The sequence below is a fragment of the Mesorhizobium sp. ES1-1 genome, from assembly GCF_020164785.1.
In the GTDB taxonomy this organism is placed as follows: Bacteria; Pseudomonadota; Alphaproteobacteria; order Rhizobiales; family Rhizobiaceae; genus Mesorhizobium.
The window spans coordinates 75,857-95,712 of record NZ_JAIUGX010000009.1 but is presented as its reverse complement, the minus strand read 5'-3'; the positions used below and the strand labels follow the sequence as shown (position 1 = coordinate 95,712).

Sequence of the window (19,856 nt, the reverse complement as noted above, 5' to 3'; positions counted from 1 at the left end):
GATCACCCGCAAACGGCATGTGACGATGAGCAATCCGCGCGTTCTTTCAGACGCCTACATTCCCGAACTTCCGAACCGCTACAGCGGCAAGGTGCGGGAAAACTACGATCTGCCGGACGGGCGACGCATCATCATCGCCACCGATCGCATCAGCGCCTTCGACGTCATCCTGACCTCAATCCCTTTCAAGGGCGAGATCCTCACTCAGATCGCCCGCTATTGGTTCGAGGAAACCGCCGACATCTGCCCCAATCACGTTCTCGACTATCCCGACCCGAATGTCGTCGTCGGCACCAGGCTCGAAATCCTGCCGGTGGAGATCGTCGTCCGCGGCTATCTCGCGGGAACCACCAGCACGTCGATCCTGACCAAATACAGGAACGGCGAGCGAACCATGTACGGAACGACTTTGCCCGATGGGCTGCGGGCGAATGAAAAGCTGCGTGAGGCGATCATCACTCCGACGAGCAAGGCTTTCGACGGCAACCATGACGAGCCCCTCTCCGAAGCCGAGATCCTCAGCCAGGGTCTTCTCACGCCCGAGCAGTGGCAGACAGTGTCGACCTACGCCCTGCAGCTGTTTGCCCGAGGCCAGTGGCGCGCTGCCGAACGCGGCCTGATCCTCGCCGACACCAAATACGAGTTCGGCGTCGACAAGGACGGGACGATCGTCCTCGCCGACGAGATCCACACGCCGGACAGCAGCCGCTATTGGATCGCGGCGAGCTATCAGCAGGCGCTCGAAAGCGGTGCGAGGCCGGAAAGCTTCGACAAGGATTTCATCCGCTCGTGGGTCTCGGCCCAATGCGACCCATACAAGGACCCGATCCCCAGCATTCCCGACGAAATCGTCGAGCAGGCCTCGCGAGTCTACGCGCGGGCCTATGAAGCGATCACGGGCAGGGCGTTCGTGCCCGACCTCTCCGGCGACACCGTGCTGGATCGCATCCGCGGTAACCTGAAACGCTACTTCTGAGAGAATGCCTCTTCGTCAGCCGGCTCGGACCCGCCGCCAGGAATATTTCGGTCCCTTGGGCTCCGGCACGGCGGCCGGCTGGTAGTAGAGTCCGAGCCCGCCGACGCGGCCTTCCTGCAGCCGTTTCAACAGGACGGGATTCGAGATCTCGAACTCATCGAACCCCAGCCGCAGCATGTGCGGCAACTGGTCGACAAGCACCTGCCCCGTTGCCCGCACTGCCCCTTCGAAACGATAGCGGCTGCGCAGCAATTCAGCCTTGGAGAAGGAACGGCCGTCGCTGAAGGCTGGGAACGCCAGCGCCACCAGCGACAACTGGTCGAGCAGGTCGGCTATCTTGTCAAGCTGGTCGCCGGGCTGCAACGCGACCCCGAGCCGTTCCTTGGCTGCCCGCCGCACCTCGGGGTCCAGGTCTAGAAAGGCCTGCAGCGGCAGGATGAAACGGCCATTGCCGGACAGTGCCTCGGCACTGTCGGCATGAGCCCACTCATCCTCGCAAAAACCTTTCGGGGTCCAGAGGCGGGTGGAGGTCCCCGCGGTCAACTCGGTCATCAAAAATTCCCAGGCAGGAAGAACTACAATGAGGCGTCGGTCAGCGAAACTTCCAGTCCCGACAGGTGAATGCCGCACTCGGTCTTGGCATGGCCGGCCCAGCGGCCGCTGCGCGCATCCTCGCCCGGCTGCACCGGCTGGGTGCAGGGAAAGCAGCCTATCGACAAATATCCATAGGCGACCAGCGGATTTTCGCGCAGCGCATGCGCACGCATGTAATCGGCCTGATCGGATGTCGTCCAATGCGCCAGCGGATTGATGCGGATGCGCGGGCCCACCGCCTCGAAGACCGGCAACGCCGCCCGCGTCGAAGCCTGGAAGCGCTTGCGGCCTGTGAGCCACGCACGGAACGGCGCAACGCCGCGCGCCAGCGGCTCGACCTTGCGGATGCCGCAGCAGGCTTCGGTGTCGATCTGGTGGAGGCTGCCTGTCGGGTCGATCCGTTCCAGCGCCGCCTCTTCCGGCTTGATCACCCGAACATTGGTCAGCCCGAAATCGGCGACGAGCGCGTCGCGATAATCGAGCGTCTCCTCGAAATGCTTGCCGGTGTCGAGAAAGAGGACCGGCAGCGACCGGTCGATCTCCGAGATCATGTGCAACAGGACAGCAGAATCGGCGCCGAACGAAGAGACCGCCGCGATCTCGTCATGAAACAGATGGCCGGCAGCCAATTCGATGATCTCGATCGGCTTCAGCCGGCCGTGAAGCGCGTCGAGGCCCGCCGCTTTCGCGGCGGCGCCGCCATCGACCTCGCCGATACGGTCAAGCGGCCTTGGCTTCGCCAGCATAGAGCGCCTCCTTGAACGGCGCGGGACCGACACGGCGGTAAGCGTCGATGAATTTCTCGTGCGGGTCGAGCCGAAGGCCGAGATAGGTCTCGACGATCTGCTCGATGGCGTCGGTGATTTCGTCCGAACTGAAGCCGCGGCCGATGATTTCTCCCACGGACGTGTTCTCGTCGGCCGAGCCGCCGAGCGTCACCTGGTAGAGCTCGGTGCCCTTCTTCTCGACGCCAAGGATGCCGATATGGCCGACATGGTGATGTCCGCAGGCATTGATGCAGCCTGAGATCTTCAGCTTCAGTTCGCCGATCTCGCGCTGCCGCTCCAGCGATGCGAAACGGCGCGAGATCTCCTGCGCGATCGGGATCGAGCGCGCCGTCGCCAGCGCGCAATAGTCGAGGCCCGGGCAGGCGATGATGTCGGAGATCAGGTTGGAATTGGCCGTCGCCAGGCCGATATCGACGAGCGCGTCATAAACGGCCTTGAGATCGGCGCGCGCCACATGCGGCAGGATCAGGTTCTGCTCATGGCTGACGCGCAGTTCGTCGAAGGCATATTTCTCGGCAATGTCGGCAACCGCTTCCATCTGGCTGGCGGAGGCGTCACCCGGCACTTCGCCAATGCCTTTCAGCGAGATCGTTACTGCCGCGTAATCGGGGTGGCGATGCGTCACGACGTTCTGGTCGAGCCACTCCGAGAAACCCTTGGAATCGAGGCGGGCAAGCTTGACCGCCTCGTCGCCTTCCGGCCGATCCGCAAGGGACGGCGGCGCGAAATAGGCTTCGATGGCGCGGATGTCGGCATCCGGCAGCTTCAGCTCCGCATCCTTCAGTTCCTGCCACTCGGCCTCGACCTGCCGGGTAATTTCCTCCACGCCGGTCTCGTGGACCAGGATCTTGATGCGCGCCTTGTACTTGTTGTCGCGGCGTCCATTGAGATTGTAAACGCGCAGGATCGCCGTGCAGTAGGACAGTAGGTCGGCTTCTGGCAGGAAATCGCGGATTTTCCTGGCAACCATCGGCGTGCGGCCCTGGCCGCCACCGACATAGACGGCAAAACCCAACTCGCCGGCTGCGTTCTTCTTCAGATGCAGGCCAATGTCATGCGTTTGGATCGCGGCGCGGTCGCGCTCGGCGCCGGTCACGGCGATCTTGAATTTTCTCGGCAGGAAGGAGAATTCCGGATGCACCGACGACCATTGGCGCAAGATCTCGGCATAGGGCCGCGGATCGGCAATCTCGTCGGCCGCGGCACCGGCGAAGTGGTCGGCCGTGACATTTCGGATGCAATTGCCGCTGGTCTGGATGGCGTGCATCTCCACGCTGGCGAGGTCTGCCAGGATCGCCGGAATGTCAGACAGCGCCGGCCAGTTGAACTGGATGTTTTGGCGGGTGGTGAAATGGCCGTAGCCCTTATCGTATTTGCGCGCGATATGGCCCAGCATGCGCAATTGCTTGCCGCTGAGCGTGCCATAGGGCACGGCAATGCGCAGCATATAGGCATGCAGCTGCAGGTAGACGCCATTCATCAGCCTGAGCGGCTTGAACTGGTCCTCGGTGATCTCGCCGGCAAGCCTGCGCTCGACCTGGTCGCTGAACTCGGCGACGCGGGCCTGGACAAAATCGTGGTCGAACTCATCGTAGCGGTACATGTTCGTCTTTCAAGGCGCGTCCGCCTGTTTCAATTCAGTCCGATTGGGCCGTGCGCTCGGCCTGCTTGCCGACATCGCCTCGGACGGTCGGGCCGGCGGCGCGGATTTTCTCGCGCAACCGCACCGGCTCGACCACGCCGTCAACGATGTCCGCATCGATCAAATTGACATCGACCACTTGATTGTCGGCATAGGCTTTGGCGCCGATAGCCTCCAGCAGGTCTTCGGCCGCCTGGTCCCGGGCAAGCTCCGCATGGTCCACCGTCTCGACCCAGCCGCCATTGGCGTACCACACTGCAATGCCGTCGCTGAGCCGATTGGCAGTCAGTATCTTCATGATTGGACACCCTCGGCGGCTACGGCCGTAGCGCCCTTGTGCCTGTGGGCCGCAAGCGGCTCCGAGCGCTCGAAATTGGCGCCCGCGACCGCGTCACCGATAATGGTCATCACCGGGCCGGCCAGGTCGGTGCGCGCCTCCAGCGACGGCAGATCGGCCAGCGTGCCGTGGAAGCGGCGCCGGTTGGCGAGGCTGGCATTCTCCACCACCGCGACCGCCGTGTCGGCTGACAGCCCCGCTTCGATCAGTCGGCTGGCTACCTCGGCCGCCACCGAGCGGCCCATATAGACCGCGACCGTGGCGCCGGAGATGGCGAGCTTGGCCCAGTCCGGCAGCGAATTGCCCTTGAGATCGTGGCCGGTCGTGAACACCATCGACGACGACACGCCGCGCAAGGTCAGTGGCAGTTCGAAATCGGCGGCGGCGGCAAAGGCCGCGGTGACGCCCGGGACCACCTCATAGGCGATGCCGGCATCGCGCAAGGCCGCCATCTCCTCGCCAGCCCGGCCAAACACCAGCGGGTCGCCCGATTTCAGCCGCACGACGCGCTTGCCTTCGCGGCCGAGTTCGACCAGCAGTGCATTGATTTCAGCCTGACTCTTGCTGTGGCAGCCCTTGCGCTTGCCGACAGCCAGACGCTCCGCATCGCGGCGGCCCATGGCGACGACCGGCTCCGGCACCAGTGCGTCGTGGACGATGACATCGGCCTCCATCAGCAAGCGATGCGCTCGCAGGGTTAGAAGGTCCTCCGCCCCAGGACCGGCGCCGACCAGGGCGATATGACCTGGTGCATGTACCTTGGAGAGCATCAAATCGACAGCCGCGTCATGGGCCTGCGAAAGCTCACCGGCTTCAACGGCGCGGGCCGGAGCACCGGTGAAGAAATCAATCCAGAAGCGCCGCCGCGCATTGCCTTTCGGCAGCAGCGTCTCGGCCGCACCGCGCAGCGCGGCAGCCAGGGTTGCCAGCGATCCGAGTGAAGGCGACAGCATCCTGTCGATCCGCGTACGCAGCATCTGGGCCAGCACCGGCCCTGCCCCTTCGGTGCCGATGGCAATGGCAACCGGCGCGCGATTGACCAGCGCCGGAGTGAAGAAGTCGCAAAGTTCGGGCCGGTCCACGGCATTGACCGGGATACCGAGGCGGCGTGCGTCCGCCGCGACGCGGCTGTCGAGTTTCTCATCGCCGCTGGCGGCAAAAACCATCACCGCGCCTTGAAGATGGCTGGCCTCGTAAGGGGCGGCAACGCGGGTCGCACCGCTCCGAGCTATGAACGTCAGCAGCTCCGGTTCGGCGTCCCGCGCAATGATGCGCAGGACGGCGCTCGACTGTCCGATAAGCCGCGCCTTGGCAAGCGCCTCCTCGCCGCCGCCGACGATGGCCACGGCTTTTCCCTCAACCCGCATGAATACGGGGAAGGCGTTGAGCTTGGGGACGGTGTGAGGCATGAAGCGAGCGAAGTTCCTGGATGGGATTGAAGTTCTACGCGGTGGCACGGAAAACCAGAAGGAACCCACTCGCGCATCGCTTGTTGGGATGCAATCGCTTTTCTGTAAGCTCGGCTGGCCGGGGAAAAATATTCCCTATGTGCGCTTTCCGCCGATAGGCGCCACTGCCGCAGGCCTTGAATTTCCGATCTTTTGGCGCTTGCAAAAAAAATCGCAAAACAGTTTTTTCTAATTTCTACCAATCTAGTAGATTTAAGGCGCCAACGACTCTAGCCCCGATGACGGACCGGCCGCGCACCTCGATTGGAACATTACCGGTTGGCGAGGCGTTGCCCAAACGTCCTTAAGTTGCATCGAGACCTGACCACCGCACTTCACGAAATTGCGTGACGGTCTAAAGAAAGGAGCCAGTCGTCATGAACACGATCAATCTAAAAAATGGCATCTGGGTCATGGTGGCCGATGGCGAAAAAGCACTGTTCCTGAGGAACGCCGGCGACAACAGATTTCCCAACCTTGAGGTGGTGCAGGAGATGAAGCAGGAGAACCCGCCGACGCGCGAGCAGGGCACCGACAGCCCCGGCCGGAACAATGATGGGCCTTCCGTGCACCGAAGCGCTGTCGAGGACACCGACTGGCACAGGCTGGGCAAGGAGCGCTTCGCCGATGAGATCGCCACACGTCTTTACAAGCTCGCACACGCCGGCAAGTTCGATGACATCGTCCTTGTGGCTCCGCCCCTGGTGCTTGGGGCCATGCGCAAGAAACTCCACAAGGAAGTCCAGGACAAGGTCACGGCCGAAATCCCCAAGACGCTTACCAATCACGCCCTGTACGAGATCGAGACCTTGCTGCAGGCAGCCTGATCTTCGGCTTGACCTGCGATTGCCAGCCGAGATCGGCATGGACCATCGCACCCATGCAGGTCTGACCGGCGGCTTCACGCGCCGCCGGTCAGTATATCCACCATCGGGGGCGATTTCGCCTCCTTGCGGGTTGCATCGCCCACACTCCATCCACCATATTGCAGCCACGCGGCGGCTTCGGGCGCGCACATCCGACATCACTGATTTTGAAAGGCGCTCCATAGACAATGCCGCATGACACGCCCCTTATCGCTACCATCGTCGCCGGTCTGGGGCTGGCTTTCGTCTTCGGCGCACTCGCCAACCGTTTCCGCATTCCACCGCTGGTCGGCTATCTCGTGGCCGGCGTCCTGGTCGGGCCCAACACGCCCGGTTTCGTTGCCGATGCGGGCCTTGCCAATGAATTGGCGGAAATTGGCGTCATCCTCCTCATGTTCGGCGTCGGCCTGCATTTCTCGCTGAAGGATCTTCTGTCGGTGCGCGCCATCGCCGTGCCGGGCGCCATCGTCCAGATAGGCTTTGCCACGGCGCTCGGCGCCGGCTTGTCCTGGATGCTTGGCTGGTCGATGGGCGCGGGACTTGTCTTCGGCCTGGCGCTGTCGGTGGCTTCCACCGTCGTCCTGCTGCGTGCCTTGCAGGAACGCCGCATGATCGAGACCGAGCGCGGCCGCATCGCCGTCGGCTGGCTGATCGTCGAGGATCTCGCCATGGTGCTGGCGCTAGTACTGCTGCCGGCCCTAGCCGGCGTCCTCGGCGGCCAGGAGCAGGCGGACGCCCATGCGAGCGGCTTGCTGTCGCTTCCCGTGACCTATGGCATCTGGGGTGTCGTCGGCATGACGCTCGCCAAGGTCGCGGCCTTTGTGGTCGTCATGCTCGTCGTCGGGCGCCGGGTTATCCCCTGGATCCTGCACTATGTCGCCCATACGGGCTCGCGCGAACTGTTCCGGCTGGCAGTTCTCGCCATCGCGCTCGGCGTTGCCTTCGGCGCCGCCAAGCTTTTCGGCGTTTCGCTGGCACTAGGCGCCTTCTTCGCCGGCATGATCATGAGCGAGTCCGAACTCAGCCACCGCGCGGCGGAAGAATCACTGCCGCTGCGCGATGCTTTCTCGGTCCTGTTTTTCGTCTCGGTCGGCATGTTGTTCGATCCGTTCAGCCTGCTCAGCAATGGCCTGCCGATCCTGGCGACGCTCGCCATCATCATCATCGGCAAGTCGCTGGCGGCGTTCGTCATAGTCCGTGCCTTCGGTTATCCGCTGACCACGGCGCTGATGATTTCGGCGAGCCTGGCCCAGATCGGCGAATTCTCCTTCATCCTGGCCGAACTCGGCGTCGGGTTGAAACTGTTGCCTGAGCAGGGCCGCGACCTGGTCCTGGCCGGAGCCATCCTGTCCATCGTGCTCAATCCGTTGATGTTCCTGGCCCTCGACTGGATGAAACCATGGCTCGATGCCCGCGCCGCGCGCAAGGAAACGCCGGATGACGCGAAGCCGGTCGGACCCGCAACGGCACCGGGACAGGTGGCTTCGGTCGCGGCAGCGACCAAGGGCGAAGACGACCCACCGCCCAGGACGACGTCTGCCAACCATACGATTCTGATCGGCTATGGCCGTGTCGGCAACCTGGTTGGCGCGGCGCTAAAACAGGCTGCCCTGCCCTTCCTCGTTATCGAGGATGGCGACAAGACATTGGCCAGACTGAAGGCCGACGGCGTCGAAACCATCTCCGGCAACGCCGCCAATTCCGAAGTGTTTGCCGCCGCCAATCCGGAGGGCGCCAGCCGGCTGATCCTGGCCATTCCCAACGCCTTCGAGGCCGGCCAGATCGTGCTGCGCGCGCGAGCCGCCAATCCCGGCATCAATGTCATCGCCCGCGCCCATTCCGATGCCGAAGTCGAGCATCTCAAAGGGCTCGGCGCAGATACGGTAATCATGGGCGAGCGCGAGATCGCGCGCGGCATTGTGGAAGAAGTCCTAGGGCAAAAGCCTGAAGCGGCTGAACCCTCCGCGGCCTGACCAACGTCAAGCCTCTATGCCAAGAAGGCGGAACCGCCATTTTGCGCGATGCTGCTGAGATATTGCGCCGGCGGCTTGCCGAGCGCTTTCTTGAACATGGTGATGAAGGCCGTGACCGACTCATAGCCGAGATCGCCCGAAACCCGCTGAACGCTGGCGCCCGCTGCCAGCTCCCTGATCGCAACGATCAAGTGCAATTGCTGCCTCCAGCGTCCGAAGCTTAGACCTGTCTCCTTCAGAACGAGACGCGCGAGGCTGCTCTCGCTCAGTGCGACGCGGTTGGCCCACTCCGACAAAGTACTTCGGTCGGCGGGGTTGTCCGCCAACGCTTCGGCGATCCTCCGCAAGCGCGGTTCGGACGAGATCGGCAGGTGCAGATGCTGGACGGGCATATCTGGCAGTTCGGCAAGCAGGACGCTTGCCAGGAAAGTGCACCTCGCATCGCCCGGCGCACAGTCCGAAAGTTCGATGATGAGTTCGCGCAGCAGCGGCGAGATCGAAAGCGTGCAGCACCGATCCGGCAATTCTGCCGCGCCTGGCTCGATATAGACGAAGACCATGCGGGCATTGGCTGTCGCGATGTTGCTGTGCTCCATGCGGCTTGGAATCCATACGCCGCAATGAGGCGGCACCATCCACATTCCGCTGGGCACGCGGCATGTGACGCCGCCGCCCAGCGCGAAGACGAGTTGCCCCTTTCGATGCCAGTGCTTCGATACCTCGGCCTTGGTTTCTGTGACGTCGACGCGCACGGCAATCGCCGGGGCAGCCACATCATCGACGTCGAAATCGAACCATGGGTATCGAAGAGGTTGTTTCATATCTGACCATTTTTAGCGATTAGAAGAATTAATATCTGGATTATCCACCAGGGTAAATCGCTAGGCTTGCGTCTCCTCGCCGCAAAAGGTGCCACATGCTCGCCCTCGCTATCTCTTCCAACGACGCCGCAAGACTGAAACTTGCCGAAGTGGATGAACCTGAGCCTCGCCCCAACGAGGCTCTGGTCGCCGTCCACGCAACGTCATTGAATCGCGGCGAACTGCGCCTGCTCGCCATCCGCCCAGACGGCTGGATACCCGGCCAGGACATCGTCGGGATCGTCGAACGATCGGCAGCCGATGGCTCGGGCCCAATCGCGGGGGCCAGGGTTGCGGCTTTGGTCGACGAGGGCGGCTGGGCCCAACGTGTCGCGGTTCCGGCCGACCGCCTAGCCGTACTGCCGGAAGCCGTCAGCTTCGTCTCGGCAGCCACCCTGCCCGTCGCCGGCACGACCGCCTTGAGGACCTTGCGCCATGGCGGTGACTTGGCCGGCCAGAGGGTTCTGATCACCGGAGCGAGCGGGGGGGTCGGTCGTTTCCAGATCCAGATCGCCCGCGAACAAGGCGCCTCGGTGACGGCGATAGCCGCCGCCCGCCATGCCGAGGATTTGCGCAAGCTTGGAGCTCGAGAGGTGGTCGAGTCGATCGAACTGACCGCTGGGCCGTTTTCCCTGATCACCGAGTCGGTCGGCGGCCAGAGCCTCACCCATGCGATCGAACGCGTCGCGCCGGGCGGCACCATCGTCATGTTCGGCTCGAGCAGCGGCGAACTGACACCGATCGGGTTCCGCCAGTTCGTTCCAGGCCACGAAGGGGCGAGGCTTCAGACATTCGCTTACTACACATCAGGCACGGGCATTGGTGCCGACATTGCCTCGCTGCTCGCCTTGGTTTCGGCGGGCCGGCTGGAAACCCGTGTGGCCCTGACCGTGCCATGGACGGACATCGCCGAAGCCCTGGAGGCGCTGCGACAGCGCAGTTTCAGCGGCAAGGCTGTTTTGACGGTGGCCTGAACTCAGGAGCTCAGACGTGCTGGCCGCCATTGATGTGGATTTCCGAGCCGGTCACGTAGGATGCCTGCTGCGAGCACAGGAAGAAGATGATGTCGGCGACTTCCGCCGTGGTGCCGAGCCGCCGCAGGGGGATCGTCTCGACGATTTTTTCCGTTCCCGGCGACAGGATCGCCGTGTCGATTTCGCCGGGGGCAATCGCGTTGACGCGGATGCCATGCGGCCCGAAATCATGCGCCATCTCACGCGTCAACGAGCCGAGAGCGGCCTTCGAGGTCGCGTAGGCGGTCCCTGCGAAAGGGTGCACGCGCGTGCCGGCGATGGAGGTGACGTTGACGATCGAGCCCTTGGCCGCGGCAAGTTCCTTGAACAGCCCGCGCGCCAGCATGATGGGCGCGAAGAAGTTGACCTGGAAGACGTCGCGCCAGACATGCATCGGGGTATCGATCGAGTCCATGCGGCCGTTGCCGCCCTCTAGCTTCGGCGAAATGCCGGCATTGTTGACCAGCGCGTGCAACTGGCCGCCATGCGCTTCCAGCCGGTGGCGGATTTCCGACACCGCGATGCCGACATCCTCCTGATCGGCGAGATCGACCTTGATGTGGTCTTCCGGGCCAGCCGGCCACGGGCAGTCCTCGGCGAAGGATTGTCGCGAACAGGTGATGACGCGCCAGCCCTCGCGCGAAAACCGTTTGACCGTGGCATGGCCGATGCCACGGCTGGCGCCGGTCAGCACGATGGTTTTGCGGGTGTCGTTTTCAGCCATGTCGCAGATGTAGCCGAACCCCGTCGCCGAGGCGAGAGGCGAGTTGCCGCTCACCCTCCGCCAAGGATATCGAGGATCGAGGTTTGCTTCCTCTTCAGCGGACCGCCGACATTGCCCGGGGGCACCGGGTGCTTGATCGAGCCGGTGGCGCCGTCGTCGGACGGCATGTCGAGACCATCGGCATCGACGGTCTGCGCCGGACGCGCCACATTGCGGGCCGGCACCGGAACCTGGGCGACGGGAACCGCCCGCGGCGCCGCCGGCGCTTGCTGGCCGACGGACACGGACGGGACCGGCGCCTGATGGTTGTTGCTGGCCGACGGGATCTCATCCGGCACGATCGTATCGGCCGGGGTGGATTTCCAGGTTCCGGGCAGCGGCCGCACCGGCACGCCCTCATGGGCGGCGACCATGAACTCATGCCAGGCCTGCGCCGGCAGCGCACCGCCGGTGACCTTCTTCATCGCGGTTCCGTCATCATTGCCGAACCAGACGCCGGTGGTGAGATTGGCGGTGTAGCCGACGAACCAAGCGTCTCGCGAATTCTGGCTGGTGCCGGTCTTGCCGGCCGAGGGCCAGGCAAACGCCGCCTTCCTGGCCGTGCCGGTCTCCACTGTACCGGTCATCATCGAATTCATCATGCCAACGATCTCGGGCTTGACGACACGCGGCGCGCTGCCGCCGCCGCTGTCGTAGAGCACCTTGCCGTCCGCCGTCGTGACGCGGCGGATGAAATGGATGTCCGGCTTGTAGCCGCCATTGGCGAAGGGCACATAGGCCGAGGTCAGCTCCAGCGGCGTCACTTCCGAGGTGCCGAGCGCGATCGAGGTGTTTGACTGCAGGTCCGACTGGATGCCCATGCGGTGCGCCGCCTCGACGACCGCGTTGGGCCCGACCTCCATGGTCAGCTGGGCGGCCACCGAGTTCAGCGATTTGGCCAGCGCGGTGGCCAGCGTCACCTTGCCGAAATACTTGCCGCCGTAATTGTCGGGCGTCCAGTTGCCGATCTTGATCGGCGCGTCGTTGCGGATGCTGTCCGGCGTGCGGCCGGCTTCCAGCGCCGCCATGTAGACAAACGGTTTGAACGCCGACCCGGGCTGGCGGCGCGCTTCCGAGGCGCGGTCGAACTGGCTGGTCGAATAATCATAGCCGCCGACCATGGCGCGCACCGCCCCGGAATTGTCGATCGACACCAACGCGCCCTGGGTGACGTTGAGCTTCTTGCCGCTGTCGTCGATCAGCCTGCGGATCGACTGTTCGGCAAGCTTCTGCAGGTTCAGGTCGACGGTGGAGTCGATGACGATGTCACCGCGCACGTCGCCGATCAGGTCGGGCAGCTCCTCCATGATGGTGTCGGCGACATAATTCTCCGAGCCGGTCCAGTAGGATGGCGAGCGGGTCGCCGGCGCGCTCATCGCCGAAGTCAGTTCCTTGGCGCTGATCTTGCCCTCGTCGCGCATGGCGGCCAGCACCAGTTGCGAGCGCTGCTCGGCGGCCTTGGGGTCGCGCGCCGGCGACAGCCGCGACGGCGCCTTCAAGAGGCCCGCCAGCAGCGCCGCCTCCGACAGGGTCACATCGCGCGCGCTCTTGCCGAAATAGCGCCGCGAGGCCGCCTCTACGCCATAGGCGCCGGACCCGAAATAGACCCGGTTCAGGTACATTTCGAGGATCTGGTCCTTGGTGTGCTTGTGCTCCAGCCACAGCGCCAGCAGCACCTCCTGCACCTTGCGCTCGAGCGTGCGGTCGGGCGTCAGGAACAGGTTCTTGGCCAATTGCTGAGTCAGTGTCGAACCGCCCTGCGAGAAGCGACCGCCAAGCAGATTGGTCACCATTGCGCGCGTAAGGCCGATCGGATCGACACCGAAATGCGAATAGAAGCGGCGGTCCTCGATGGCGATGACGGCCGCGGGGATATAGGGCGACATCTCATGCAGGCCGACAGCCTCGCCGCCGCTCATGCCGCGATTGGCCAGAAGCTGATTGTCGGCCGAGACGATCTTGATGTTGGGCGCCCGGTCGGGGATCGACCAGGTGGTAGCCGCGGGCATCTTGGCGCCGTAATAGATGACCGTGCCGGCCACCGCGATGCCGCCCCAGATAGCCAGCACGAAGCACCAGTACAAGAGCCGGCCGATCCCGCCGATCAGCCCGCGCCGGCTTTTGGCGCGCCGGCCGCGCGACGACTTCGCCTTGGCGGGCTTGCGCTTCGCGGAGGCTTTGCGGTTGCTCGGCACGACGCGATCCTCCTCGCTGACCGAAAGCCCTCCGGAGGACCTGTCCCGCGACGGTCCTTCGAAGCTGGGTTCGATGCGGCTGTCTTTGCGGTTCGCCATGCTCTGCGCTTGATATCCCCGATCCCAATGGCGTCCGGGTTGAAGAGTAGATGCGGCGGTTTAAAGGCGCGTTAAGTCACAAAGATCGAGGCGCTGCACAGTAACTTGCGCTAGAGGCCCGCGGCCTTCGCTAGGGAGGGCGCAAGCGCTAGCGCGTAGGTCGCCGTCATATGATGCACATCTCGCCAGACAATGATGTTGCCGACGACTGCATTGCATGTCTCCCGGCTGCACAGGGCATCGTTCAGGTCGACGACACGAACCCCCGGCAATGGAGCAGCGGCAACGGCGAGCACATTGCCTGCCTCGACGTCCTTGCGGACCGTGACGCATTTGGCGGGATCGGCCGCAAGGCAGTCGCCCGGGTCGAACTTGACATAGGGCGTGTTCCGGATGGCGATGACGCGCACGCCCTGTTCGTTCAACTCTGCCCAGATGCTGCGCAGGCCTTCGATCATCTCCGGCTCCGGAGTGCTGGAATAGCGGGATTGACTGGTGAACATCAGATCCGGTCGCAGTCGCCTGATCTCGGCGAGCACATTATCGCGCCATTTCGCGCAAGCCTCGTAAGGCTTGCCGTTGTCCTTCACCGCCGCGCGGGTAAATGGGCAGGCCGCCTTGGTGAAGGTGATCAGCTTCCACTTGCGATCCTTGGCGATCCTATCGATGGCCGGAATCCACTGCGCGGCGTGTGAATCGCCGGCGACGACGATGGTGGTAGTGCCGTTTGGATCGCCGAGCATGCAGCCTACGGCTCTAATACTGCTCTGTTCCTGATGGCACTTCAGCCGGTAGACGATCGGCACGTCACGCTTCAGCTGGCCAAGCGAGGGCAGCAATTCAACGCCGGGCGGAACGACAGCGTTGGCAAGCAGTGCCGCGGGTCCCGGATAGTCCGATGTCCCGATCAGGCTGGTATCGATGGCTTGCCTGTCGAGCGCGTAGTTCAGACCGCCCGCCGCCATCACGCAGACCGCGACGGCGAGCGCGCCATGGGCGAGCGGCTTCCATTCCGTGTCCGACCGCGGCCGGCGGTAGCGCTGCTCGACGAACCGGTAGGACAGATGCGAGACCGCCAGCGTCAGCACGATCAGGCCAAGGCCCGCCGCCAGCCCGATGACGGGACGATGCGCTGTATAGAAAACGATCAGCGGCCAGTGCCAAAGGTAGATCGAATAGGACCGGTCGCCGACAAAGCGAAGCACCGCGGAATGGAGCCCGCGGAACCGGCCTGGGTGGATGTCGCCGGCCGCTATCACCAGCACACTTCCCAATGTCGGCAGCAATGCATACGCACCCGGAAAGGGCGTCGCGGCGGAAAAGAAAAGCGCCGAAGCGCCAATGGCGGCAAGACCCGCCGCCTGCATGGCGGCGCGAAGCGGCAATGCCGCCTTGTGCCCGGTGTCCCCATTAAGATCGGGAGCCGCCAGCGCCAGCAGGCCCCCGAGCGCCAGTTCCCAAAGCCGCGTGTGGGTGAAGAAATAGGCTCCAGCCGGATCGCTGCGGGTGACGAACACCGAGACCGACAGCGATCCGGCGAAGACCACGGCCAGCGCCCCCAGCAATGCGCCTCTCGGTGACAGTCTGAAGCGGCTTGCCAGCCAAAGCACTGCCATCATAAGCATCGGCCAGACGATGTAGAACTGTTCCTCGATCGACAGCGACCAGAAATGCTGCACCGGGCTCGCCGCCTCTTCGGCGCCGAGATAGTCGACAGCCTGCCAGGCGAGCCGCCAGTTCTGCGCATAGAGAGCGCTCGCGGCGACCTGCGTGGCCGTCTCCTCCCACCGCGCGCTGGACAGCAGGACCAGCGTTCCGGCAAGCGCGACGAGGAGGGTAAGCAGCGCCGCCGGCAGCAATCGCCGCACACGTCGCGAATAGAAAGCCATCAGCGAGATGTGGCCCTCGAGCAATGCCATGCGGGCAAGCAGGCCGGTGATGAGGAAGCCAGAGATGACGAAGAACACGTCGACCCCGACATAGCCACCGGGAAGCGTTGCGGGCCAGATGTGGAACACCACCACAAGCGCGACGGCCAAGCCGCGCAACCCTTGAATCTCGGGCCGCAGTCCCTGGTTACGCTTGCTATCAAGGCTGGCTGCCATCGAAGATCAGGCCCTATCCCCGATCGTTTCAAATCGGCTCGAATTTGACGTCCGGCTGGTCTGGACCGCCGGCTTGCCGCAGCAAGGCAACAAGTTGTTTGCTCCTGTCAATCTCCTGTCGTCTCCAGTTCGAGGCGTTGGTGACATGCAGCCAGCCATCGATCGACATGAAGAAGTCTTGGGATGTATCATCTCCGACACCGTGGCGAACCGGTGTCACTTCAGCGAACCGAACCAGCGCCGGATCGATCGACCTGTAGAGCACCGGCCAGTTGCCGCCGCCTGAATCCATGCGAAACGCGTAGCTCGGTGCAAAATCAAGCGGCAACCGCAGCAGGCTTCCGTCGAAGAAGCTGAAGGCCGGCCACAGGAACCAACCGCCGGGCGTGGGCGTGTCGCGCCGAACGCTGCCGTAGACGCTCTTGCCTCGCAACTTCTCGGCCACCGAAAACGGTTCTTTCGGGAAGATGTCATGGTCGATGAAGCCGAAGACTTTCGGCCCGAACCGCGGCAGGAAATTCCGCACGATCCAGTTGAGCGCCTGGCCGTGCGATCGGCTCACCACCAGCCTGTTGGCAGGCAGGGCGACATAGGGGACTGAATGGCGACGGCAAAGGTCGCGGATCGCGTCCCTTGCCTGCTGCTTCTTGCTGTTGTCGAAGACGATATAGCTTTCATGCTCGGCCAGATACCGACGCACGAGGTGGATCTGCCATTCGATCACGTCAGGCCGGTTGAAGGCGACGCTGGCGATGACCGCCTCGCGGAACGCCTGCTGTTTCCCCCGCAATTCGCTGACCGTCGCCGGTGTCCTCAGGAACCGAAAGGTTCGCCAGTGATAACGCAGGAACGCTGCGCGTCGGGGCGGCCGGTTCAGCCTCTCCCATTCGGCCACGGTGATCCTGGACCCGTCATCGTCCTCCGGGACATCGGAGGTTGCCATCTCACGCCCTTCCGGATCCACCAGACACCGGCGAATTAGTTCTGCTGGATCGAAATGCCCTTGTCGTCGATCTTGAGTTCGACGCCCTGGGGCTTGGTCTGTTCGCGGTAGACATAGATGCCGAGCGCGATGACCACGACGACAAGCGCGCCAAGGAGGAGATAGAGTGTGTTCTGCTTCATGGCGCGCTCTTTCGTTTGTCGAGCCTCACGCTCGCTTCAGGACCTTGACCAGCACCAGCAGGATGATGGCGCCGATGGTGGCGTGGACAATCGCGGCGAGAACGCCTCCGCCCATGGAGAATCCGATACGCGGGAACAGCAAGCCGGCGATGAACGCGCCGACGATGCCGACGATGATGTTGCCGATCAGGCCGAAGCCGAAACCCGACACGATGAGACCGGCTAGCCAGCCGGCAATGGCACCAATGATGATGAAGACGAGCAGGCTTTCGACGCCCATGGCGAGTTCCTCCGAGCAAGTGGGCGAGCGCGGAGCGGGAAGCTCCGAATCGGCCCCGGTTACAACGCGTTCAGGCTATGCGAAAGCGGCCGGCCTTGCCAGCGGCGCGCCTACTGATCATCATCGTCGCCGGCTGCCGGTCGCCAGCTGGTCGGCTCGACCTTTTTCTGGGTGTCGCTGGCGGTATAGACCCACCAGCCGCCATCGCGATATTGCGCGATGGATTCATTCACGACGCCGTCACCGTCCTTCCACATGACCGTGACCTTGGAGCCATCGGTCGGCGCGCTCGACATGGGCTTTCGATCTTCCATCTCATTCCCTTTCACGACCATCACAAGCGGGCGAACGGAGTTCACCGGCTTCTCTATCCAGCGCAGACGGTTGGCTGCCCCGTCAGCTGTGGGCGAAGATATCCTGTTCGTCCCAACCCATCAGGTCGAGTTTGGCACGCGTCGGCAGGAAGCGGAAGCAGGCGTCGGCCTCCTTGCTTCGCCCCTCGCGCGCCAAACGCCCGGCCAGCACGTCGCGCAGCCGGTGCAGATAAAGCACGTCGGAAGCGGCATATTCGAGTTGCTCGGGCGACAGCGTCTCCGCCGCCCAGTCGGAGGATTGCTGTGCCTTGGAAAGGCCGACGCCGAGAAGCTCCAGGCAGATATCCTTCAGCCCGTGCCGGTCGGTATAGGTGCGGGTCAGCCGCGAGGCGATCTTGGTGCAGAACACCGGCTCGGGCATCACCCCGAACGCATTGTAGAGCACGGCGAGGTCAAAGCGGCCGAAATGAAACAACTTGGTCACGCCCTGGCTCTTCAGCAGGCTGACCAGGTTCGGCGCCTCTTTCTGACCCGGCGCGATCTGGATGACGTCAGCGGTGCCGTCGCCGGGCGAGATCTGAACCACGCACAATCGGTCGCGATGCGGGTTCAATCCGAGCGTCTCGGTATCGATGGCCACCGCCTCGACATTGTAGCGCGACAGGTCGGGCAGATCATGCTTGTGGAAACGGATATCGGCCATTGTCTTCTCCGGTCGAGCCTGCGGCGTCCCGCGATACGCAGGGACGCCGAAATGCTTTGATCTCATGGCCCGTCCTCGCTGCGATCCTCCCAAAAATCAACAGGAAAACGCCGCTCAGCGCGTCAACGCGTCGAGAATGCGAGCCCAGGACCGCTGACCCTTGTGGAAGGAACTGAGTTCGTATTTCTCGTTTGGCGAGTGAATGCGGTCGTCGTCGAGGCCGAACCCGACCAGCAGGGATTCCATGCCGAGATAGGTCTGGAAGTCGCCGACCACCGGGATCGAGCCGCCGCTGCCGGTCGTCACGGCCGGCTTCGGCCATTCGTCCGACAACGCATCCTTGGCCTTGGCCAGGAACGGCGAGTCGTAGGAAAGCTGGATCGCCGGCGAGCCGCCATGCGGGTGGAATTCCACCGAACAGTCGGCCGGAATTCGTTCCTCGACGAATTTCTGGAAAGCGTCGCGAATCTTGTTGGGGTCCTGCTTGTGGACGAGGCGGAAGGACACTTTCGCCGATGCTTCCGCCGCGATCACCGTTTTGAAGCCCTTGCCGGTATAGCCGCCGATAATGCCGTTGAACTCGGCCGTGGGCCGCGCCCAGGTCAGTTCCAGCACCGAGCGGCCCTTTTCACCGGACGGGATCGACAGTCCGACTGGCCCAAGGAAGGTTTCGGCCGTCTCGCCGAGCGTCTCCCACGATTTCAGGATCTGCGATGGCGTTTCCTCGACACCCTCGTAGAAGCCCGGAATAGTGATGCGGCCGTCCTTGTCATGAATATCGGCCAGAACCTTGGCCAGGATGCGGATCGGATTGGCAGCGGCGCCGCCATAGAGGCCGGAATGCAAATCCCGGTCCGCGGCCTTGACCGTGATCTCCTCGCCGACCAGGCCGCGCAGCCCGACGCAGATCGACGGCGTGTTGCGATCCCACATGCCGGTATCGCAGACCAGCGCGAAGTCGGCCTTGAGCTCTTCGGCATTGGCTTCCAGGAAAGGCTTCAGCGAAGGCGAGCCGGACTCCTCCTCGCCCTCGAACAGGATGGTGATGCGGCACGGCAGATTGCCATGCACCTGCTTCCAGGCGCGGCAAGCCTCGACGAAGGTCATCAACTGGCCCTTGTCGTCCGCCGAGCCGCGTCCGGTGATCACCTTGTGACCGGGACCGACCTCCTTGATCGCGGGGGCGAACGGATCGCTTTCCCACAATTCGATCGGATCGACCGGCTGCACGTCATAATGGCCGTAGAACAAGACATGCGGCGCGCCGGCTGGGCCGTCATGATGCGCCACGACCATTGGATGGCCTGAGGTATCGCGAACGGCGGCGTCGAACCCGATCTGCTTGAGATCGGCGACAAGCCACTCGGCAGCTTCGCGGCAGGCGGCGGCATAAGCCGGGTCGGTGGAGATCGACTTGATCCGAAGCAGGCCGAACAGGCGTTCCAGACTCTGGTCGAGATTGCTGTCGAGCCGATCGAGGACGAGGGAAACTGGGGACATTCTGGAGCCTTTTCGACACGGTGCTTTTGATGCCGGACCGTAAAGGCTGGGCGGGCAAACGAAAAGCCCGGGACGATTGGACCAAGGCCGCCAAAGCTGTCGGATATCAAAAAAAGGACCGCCGTGGTGGAGGGGGAACCACGGCGGCCTTCTACTCGAAACGATGCGGCAGCCCGGAGAGGGGGATAGGCTGCCGCAATTGTCCGGGATAGGCGGGGGACGGGCCTTGCTCCGGACTCGGCGAAAACTGCCGATGACGTCTATTTGTGTCTGGG

Annotated in this window: 20 protein-coding genes; 5 read left to right on the top strand and 15 right to left on the bottom strand. The window is 63.5% G+C overall.

The window, feature by feature from the left end; genetic code table 11:
* The first annotated feature begins 25 nt into the window (after positions 1–25).
* A complete protein-coding gene (locus tag LB513_RS16730; protein WP_224664611.1) occupies positions 26–976 on the top strand; it encodes a phosphoribosylaminoimidazolesuccinocarboxamide synthase in 951 nt (316 codons plus the stop codon).
* Positions 977–991: 15 nt separating this feature from the next.
* On the opposite strand, the gene LB513_RS16725 is transcribed toward LB513_RS16730, so the two are convergent.
* From LB513_RS16725 to cysG, 5 genes are read right to left on the bottom strand one after another with little or no spacing between them, the layout of a single operon-like run.
* Positions 992–1,528, bottom strand: coding sequence for a DUF934 domain-containing protein (locus LB513_RS16725; protein WP_224664610.1), 537 nt, complete (start codon positions 1,526–1,528; stop codon positions 992–994).
* Between the two features lie 23 nt (positions 1,529–1,551).
* On the bottom strand, positions 1,552–2,316 hold the full coding sequence (locus LB513_RS16720) for a phosphoadenylyl-sulfate reductase (RefSeq protein WP_224664609.1): 765 nt from the start codon (positions 2,314–2,316) through the stop codon (positions 1,552–1,554).
* On the bottom strand, positions 2,291–3,961 hold the full coding sequence (locus LB513_RS16715; RefSeq protein ID WP_224664608.1) for a nitrite/sulfite reductase: 1,671 nt from the start codon (positions 3,959–3,961) through the stop codon (positions 2,291–2,293). Before LB513_RS16715 ends, LB513_RS16720 begins: the two co-directional genes overlap by 26 nt.
* A 34-nt stretch (positions 3,962–3,995) precedes the next feature.
* Complete coding sequence (locus tag LB513_RS16710) at positions 3,996–4,298, bottom strand: DUF2849 domain-containing protein (RefSeq protein WP_224664607.1); 303 nt, start codon at positions 4,296–4,298, stop codon at positions 3,996–3,998.
* Entirely contained in the window at positions 4,295–5,746 is a 1,452-nt protein-coding gene (cysG, locus tag LB513_RS16705) for a siroheme synthase CysG (protein WP_224664606.1), read from the bottom strand. The genes LB513_RS16710 and cysG overlap by 4 nt, the downstream gene beginning before the upstream one ends.
* On the opposite strand from cysG, the gene LB513_RS16700 reads away from it, so the two are divergent.
* From LB513_RS16700 to ybaL, 3 genes are all read left to right on the top strand, one after another.
* Positions 5,745–5,978, top strand: coding sequence for a hypothetical protein (locus tag LB513_RS16700; protein WP_224664605.1), 234 nt, complete (start codon positions 5,745–5,747; stop codon positions 5,976–5,978). The genes cysG and LB513_RS16700 overlap by 2 nt on opposite strands.
* A gap of 184 nt (positions 5,979–6,162) precedes the next feature.
* Positions 6,163–6,612: a host attachment protein gene (locus LB513_RS16695; protein ID WP_224664604.1), complete on the top strand. Its 450-nt coding sequence runs from the start codon at positions 6,163–6,165 to the stop codon at positions 6,610–6,612.
* A gap of 227 nt (positions 6,613–6,839) precedes the next feature.
* Positions 6,840–8,624, top strand: a complete 1,785-nt coding sequence (gene ybaL / locus LB513_RS16690; RefSeq protein ID WP_224664603.1) for a YbaL family putative K(+) efflux transporter — start codon at positions 6,840–6,842, stop codon at positions 8,622–8,624.
* Positions 8,625–8,638: 14 nt separating this feature from the next.
* Here ybaL and LB513_RS16685 read toward each other — a convergent pair whose 3' ends face one another.
* On the bottom strand, positions 8,639–9,445 hold the full coding sequence (locus tag LB513_RS16685; RefSeq protein WP_224664602.1) for an AraC family transcriptional regulator: 807 nt from the start codon (positions 9,443–9,445) through the stop codon (positions 8,639–8,641).
* Positions 9,446–9,540: 95 nt separating this feature from the next.
* On the opposite strand from LB513_RS16685, the gene LB513_RS16680 reads away from it, so the two are divergent.
* Positions 9,541–10,458 carry a zinc-binding dehydrogenase gene (locus tag LB513_RS16680; RefSeq protein WP_224664601.1) on the top strand — a complete coding sequence of 306 codons (918 nt, stop codon included), beginning with the start codon at positions 9,541–9,543 and terminating at the stop codon, positions 10,456–10,458.
* Positions 10,459–10,468: 10 nt separating this feature from the next.
* Here the strand turns inward: LB513_RS16680 and LB513_RS16675 are convergent, their stop codons facing one another.
* The 9 genes from LB513_RS16675 to LB513_RS16635 all read right to left on the bottom strand — a co-directional run bounded on the left by LB513_RS16675 (position 10,469) and on the right by LB513_RS16635 (position 19,581).
* Positions 10,469–11,221: an SDR family NAD(P)-dependent oxidoreductase gene (locus LB513_RS16675; protein WP_224664767.1), complete on the bottom strand. Its 753-nt coding sequence runs from the start codon at positions 11,219–11,221 to the stop codon at positions 10,469–10,471.
* A gap of 50 nt (positions 11,222–11,271) precedes the next feature.
* Positions 11,272–13,554: a transglycosylase domain-containing protein gene (locus LB513_RS16670; RefSeq protein ID WP_224664600.1), complete on the bottom strand. Its 2,283-nt coding sequence runs from the start codon at positions 13,552–13,554 to the stop codon at positions 11,272–11,274.
* A 110-nt stretch (positions 13,555–13,664) separates the two neighbouring features.
* Positions 13,665–15,659 carry an acyltransferase family protein gene (locus LB513_RS16665; protein WP_224664599.1) on the bottom strand — a complete coding sequence of 665 codons (1,995 nt, stop codon included), beginning with the start codon at positions 15,657–15,659 and terminating at the stop codon, positions 13,665–13,667.
* A gap of 28 nt (positions 15,660–15,687) precedes the next feature.
* Complete coding sequence (locus LB513_RS16660; protein ID WP_224664598.1) at positions 15,688–16,602, bottom strand: hypothetical protein; 915 nt, start codon at positions 16,600–16,602, stop codon at positions 15,688–15,690.
* Between the two features lie 35 nt (positions 16,603–16,637).
* Entirely contained in the window at positions 16,638–16,784 is a 147-nt protein-coding gene (locus tag LB513_RS16655) for a hypothetical protein (RefSeq protein WP_224664597.1), read from the bottom strand.
* A gap of 25 nt (positions 16,785–16,809) precedes the next feature.
* A complete protein-coding gene (locus tag LB513_RS16650; protein ID WP_224664596.1) occupies positions 16,810–17,064 on the bottom strand; it encodes a GlsB/YeaQ/YmgE family stress response membrane protein in 255 nt (84 codons plus the stop codon).
* Positions 17,065–17,174: 110 nt separating this feature from the next.
* Positions 17,175–17,378, bottom strand: coding sequence for a hypothetical protein (locus tag LB513_RS16645; RefSeq protein ID WP_224664595.1), 204 nt, complete (start codon positions 17,376–17,378; stop codon positions 17,175–17,177).
* A gap of 82 nt (positions 17,379–17,460) precedes the next feature.
* Positions 17,461–18,081 carry a ribonuclease D gene (locus LB513_RS16640; protein ID WP_224664594.1) on the bottom strand — a complete coding sequence of 207 codons (621 nt, stop codon included), beginning with the start codon at positions 18,079–18,081 and terminating at the stop codon, positions 17,461–17,463.
* A gap of 114 nt (positions 18,082–18,195) precedes the next feature.
* A complete protein-coding gene (locus tag LB513_RS16635; RefSeq protein WP_224664593.1) occupies positions 18,196–19,581 on the bottom strand; it encodes a M20/M25/M40 family metallo-hydrolase in 1,386 nt (461 codons plus the stop codon).
* Positions 19,582–19,856: the final 275 nt, after the last annotated feature.